Genomic DNA, 4,063 nt, shown 5'->3' with positions numbered 1-4,063 from the left:
GTTCATCGACAGGGATGAATGCAAGAAGCACACTCACATAACGGTTTTGACGCAATTTTTCACTTCAATAGTACCTTCGCACTACTAACACAAAAAAAACGCAGCAGGGAGCGTTTTAGGTGCCTTAAAATCGATTTTAGATCGTCATCTTGATCTGTTTGTCTTCCTTGAAGCGAAAATGCAGGGCTACAACCGTGCGCCCCTTTTTGATCGTCTCAACAGTTACAACCAGATCGCTTTTTTCGTTCAGTTCGGCGATGGCTGGCTTGATTATCATCTTATTCAAGTCTTTGAATTGTTGATATTTATCTTCAACGGCAAGCATGGTTCGGAAATCATCGATAGCTATCGTTCTGTCACCGGTGCTGCGGAACTGCTGGAGCAGCTCGTAAATGCGGATGCTGTAGGTGCTGGAAAGGCTGGAGACGTTCTTCACGACTACCCGCGTAAACTGCCCCTTGAGCTGTGTCAGATACGGCATGATGGCATCGGAGAAGGTGATATCTACTTTCGCCTCACCTTTGAAATACTGCGCCCGGTACTGCACCCAGCGGAACTCTTCTCGTTTTTCCTCGTTCTTGATGATTACTGACCTGTCCCAGAGGCGATCTATCGCTTCCTTGAGCCTAGCTTCAGCGTGCTGCCGTCCCATGTCAGGAAAGGCATCATGAAACTCTGCAGCCGTGATGGTCATGGTTTTTTGTTCATCCGGCGAAGGGGAATCTTCTCCGGATTTCAGGCGGCTGATACAGACCAGCAGGAAGCGCTGTTCCTGCAAAGTGAGCTTGTAGCTTGCCTCGATAAGGGCGTTTGATTTGTAAGCTATCAGATCTGACATTTCGCTTGCTCGTTGCTATTGGTGGCGTTTTTTTACTGTACGCCACTTATCATATGGGTGGAAGTTTTTTTTTTGCAACCCCCTTTTTCTGTGGATTACACCCCCAAAAGCTCCACCTTTCACCCCCAAAAGCTCCACCTTTCACCCCCAAAAGCTCCACCTTTCACCCCCAAAAGCTCCACTTATCTTGCCAGAACATCTTTAAAATCATGGTGTTACAAGACCTAAAAAGGTTTTAAAAAAAAGATCTAAAAATAAGATCTTAAAAACTTAACGGCGAGCCTGTGGATAACTTGGGGTGCTGAAAACAAAAAACCAATAAAAACAATGAGTTGCAATAAAGCAGAATTGCAAGTTTCGAATACACCCCCTCCAACCCTGTGGAAACCCAGTATTCATGCGGGTTCAGCGCATATCACCTGCCGAAAAACCGTGCGTATGTGCTCAACCTGGCGACTGATTCACTTCCGCTTCCTCGCCCACTCGCTCGCTAACGCTCGGTCGCTGGGGCTGCGGCGAGCGGACGATACAATCACTGTTCTGGCAGCGCCTCCAGCTCGTTAATCAGCGGCAGTATGCGCGTCACATCAGCCTGTCGTGTCACCTCTGCCTTCAGGAACTGGAGTAACCAGGCACGCAACTGCACCTCCTCCGGCTTTCTGACCTTTGCCAGCAATGCAGCACCCACAACAACCTTCTGCGCTGTGTCCAGGCTCCGGCTCTTCGCCTTCAGGCGCTGTAATCTCGCCTCAGCATCAGCAATCTTCTGTTCGAGCGTTCTGCTCATGATGTAACTCCGTGCGCGATGAAAAATCGCATTTTAGCGCGTCACTGGTAGTTTAAAAACTGAGCTGGCATAATGCACGGCAAATCACGAAGTGCGCACTTATACAATCTCCACTCCGTTTCGATTGTGTGCGCCCTGCGGGGCTGAAAGAAAACTACAAAAAGGCATTACGGCAGAAATGGCGATTTATCATCTCAGCATGAAAATTATCTCCAGAAGCAGCGGTTACAGCGCCGTAGCTTCCGCTGCCTATCGTTCCGGTTCACTGATGCTTGATGAGCGTACCGGACTGACTCACGACTACACCCGCAAAAGCGGTGTGGCTGAGGCTGTGATTCTGACCCCCGCGACAGCCCCTGCCTGGTGTACGAACCGTGCCGAACTCTGGAATGCCGTTGAGAAGGCCGAACGCCGGAAGAACTCACAACTTGCGCGGGAAATTGAACTCGCCATCCCCCACGAACTGCCGCAGGATGCCGCACGGGAAACCGTTCTCGCCTTTGTCAGAGAAAACTTTGTCAGTCAGGGCATGATTGCTGATGTGGCGTTCCATCACATGGATAAAACAAATCCCCATGCGCACATCATGCTGACCACGAGGGCTATCGGACCTGCTGGGTTCAGCGGAAAGGTCAGGGACTGGAACGACCGGACACATGCCGAGACGTGGCGGGCATCATGGGCTGACCATGCAAACAGGGCACTGGCGAACGCCGGTTATCAGGAAGAGATAGACCATCGTTCATACGAGCGACAGGGGCTTGAGAAAACGCCTGGTATTCACCTCGGAAAGTCTGCCTGTGCGATGGAAACACGCGGTATCGAAACAGAACGCGGCGAACAGAATCGTCTGATTAACAGGCTTAACCTGGAAATACAGATTTCCCGCACCGAACTCAGGAACAGCGGGCTGACAGAGCCTGCCCGCCGTGTGGCTGACCTTCTGAATATCGTGCTTCCTGACAACGCAACTTCGTACACACTGCATGACATCATCGAAGCGTTGCCGAAGGACAGTAACGCGGCATGGAAACTCACCAGTAATGCCATGTCGATGATGGCAGATATGCAGGCGACGCGCAGACGCTGGGAAGAGCTGAACACCGAACGAAAGGAAGCGATGAGCCATGCTGCCAGCCTGAAAAAATCATCGCCGTTTTCGTCCGGTTTTTCCCGTATTCCCCTGATGCAATGGGCGGCACCGGAATACCGTAGTGAGCAGGGAAAAATCCAGTCTCTGAGCCAGCAAATGGAAAAATTGCGACAGCATTACCGGAAGGTGGAGAAACAGGACATTCCCGCGAGTCAGACGGCATTTGAAACACAGTGGCAGCAGTGGGGGGAATCCGGCCTTGCAGCTCTCAGAGCCCAGTTGCTTAAACGTGAAGAGGAATTGCGCCGGAAGGAGCTGGAGGATACAGAACGTAGTCGCGCGGAGCGACGAGCGGAACAGCTCAGGAAAAATGACAATGCCGTTATAGATTCAGGGGTACTGAGCGCAGTCGTTACGGGGTATGGCGAGGCCCCCATGCCTGGTAACGGGGAAATGACCTGTTACCTTCTGCTTCACAACAGGAGCGGAGAATATACGCTCTGGGGGAACGAACTGGAGAAATACCGCGCCAGAATCTTTGAGAGTGTTGATTTAATGCGTGACAGGAGTGGTTATATCTGTGACCGAAGCGAAATCGGCCAACGTCCGCCACTGCAACGTGTTTATTCCTCTGCGACCTTTGAGCAACTGCTGACGCAGGTTTGCCAGACATGGCCGCAACATACCCGCAATCTCCGCCAGCCGAAGACATGGCCGGAGTCTTTCTGTCTTGGAGAAGACCGCCAGCCAGCCATGCCATCACCAGCGGCAAGGAAGGTGGATTTTATGCAGGGACGTCTGCCACCGACGCTGATGCCGGTCATGAGTTCTGTCGACCGGGAAAACCGTCAGCTTCAGCTTTTGCTGGTCATGGGCGTGGATGACTCTCTGGGCGGTGTTATCCGGCTTAATGGTACGCTGTATCCCGCGTTTGCCGTTCCCTCAGCCGATAACAGGCATCTGGTCATCAGTGCGCTGACCGATAAGGGGTTACGGTATGCAGGATATGGTGTTGCCGTAAATCACGATGCAGACAGCCACATATCACCTGCACCAGAACTGATGCAGTTTCATCTGAAAACCCGTGAGGCACCGCTTTTTGCTGCCGTCAACACACCAGAAAAACAGCCGGATCATCTGTTCCGCTCGCTGGGTTTTAATCGTACCTGGGAGGAATGGCAGCGCGAGGAAGATGCACGAACACACACCACCGAGAGGAGACATGATCGCGGTTGGTCACAGTGAATGTGAACAATATTTTGTTTTGTTTAACATCGTGTTATGTTCTTCGATGTTCATCGACAGGGATGAATGCAAGAAGCACACTCACATAACGCAAGCATAG

Annotated in this window: 3 protein-coding genes; 1 reads left to right on the top strand and 2 read right to left on the bottom strand. The window is 51.6% G+C overall.

Annotation, left to right across the window (positions count from 1 at the left end):
• Nucleotides 1-136: 136 nt before the first annotated feature.
• Together A7098_RS06185 and mobC are read right to left on the bottom strand one after the other, a co-directional pair.
• Nucleotides 137-838, bottom strand: a complete 702-nt coding sequence (locus tag A7098_RS06185) for a replication initiation protein (RefSeq protein WP_001281395.1) — start codon at nt 836-838, stop codon at nt 137-139.
• A gap of 532 nt (nt 839-1,370) precedes the next feature.
• Nucleotides 1,371-1,625, bottom strand: a complete 255-nt coding sequence (mobC, locus tag A7098_RS06175) for a relaxase accessory protein MobC (RefSeq protein ID WP_000091746.1) — start codon at nt 1,623-1,625, stop codon at nt 1,371-1,373.
• Nucleotides 1,626-1,803: 178 nt separating this feature from the next.
• Between mobC and mobQ the strand changes: the two genes are divergently transcribed.
• Complete coding sequence (gene mobQ, locus A7098_RS06170) at nt 1,804-3,963, top strand: MobQ family relaxase (protein ID WP_105280508.1); 2,160 nt, start codon at nt 1,804-1,806, stop codon at nt 3,961-3,963.
• Nucleotides 3,964-4,063 lie beyond the last annotated feature (100 nt).

Origin of the sequence: Escherichia sp. MOD1-EC7011 (genome assembly GCF_002965005.1) — a bacterium.
Taxonomy (GTDB): Bacteria; Pseudomonadota; Gammaproteobacteria; order Enterobacterales; family Enterobacteriaceae; genus Escherichia; species Escherichia ruysiae.
This window is presented reverse-complemented; position numbering and strand designations above follow the sequence as displayed.